1 protein-coding gene is annotated in these 528 nt (G+C 62.5%); it reads left to right on the plus strand.

Features of this window, described 5'->3' with window-relative positions; genetic code table 11:
• Positions 1 to 155 precede the first annotated feature (155 nt).
• Positions 156 to 528 (plus strand): aegerolysin family protein (locus EEB15_RS33255; RefSeq protein WP_141514256.1); only part of this gene is annotated, 373 nt, incomplete at its 3' end.

The following is a 528-nucleotide window of genomic DNA, read 5'->3' on the forward strand; positions in this document are numbered from 1 at the left end:
TCTGGCAGGCGGTGGTGGCTGGTGGCCAGCCTATAGTGAAGCGGGTCAGGGATGGCGCCGTGCTGGTGGAAGTAGCCGAGGGTCCGTTGTGAGCGCCCGGTACTGTCCGTGACGTCCTACAGGAAGCTGTGAACGCATGGTTAACGGAGATCGACATGGCATACGCAGAATGGATCGCAGTGAAGGTCGTGGTATCCAAATCCATCGGCACGGTGGGCATCCGCAACGCCACCTTGCAATGGGGCAAGTTCTACCGCTACACCAACAAGGACGACGAGATTTCCACCGAGGAAGTCAGCAGCATGAACGTGCAGGCCGGCAGCCCGCAATGGATCGCCTCCTGCGGACGGGAGAACGCTTCGTCCGGCACCCAGGGCAGCTTCGACTGCTACGACGGCAACACCAAGATGGGCACCTTCAGCTGGGATGACCCGTGGAAATCCGGCGCCACCAACACCTGGGGCTTCACGCCGGCATCGGCGGACTATGCCGGCATCACCAGCGGCGGCAACGCCACGGGCACGGACA

Origin of the sequence: Ramlibacter sp. WS9 (assembly GCF_003797765.1) — a bacterium.
Taxonomy (GTDB): Bacteria; Pseudomonadota; Gammaproteobacteria; order Burkholderiales; family Burkholderiaceae_C; genus Ramlibacter.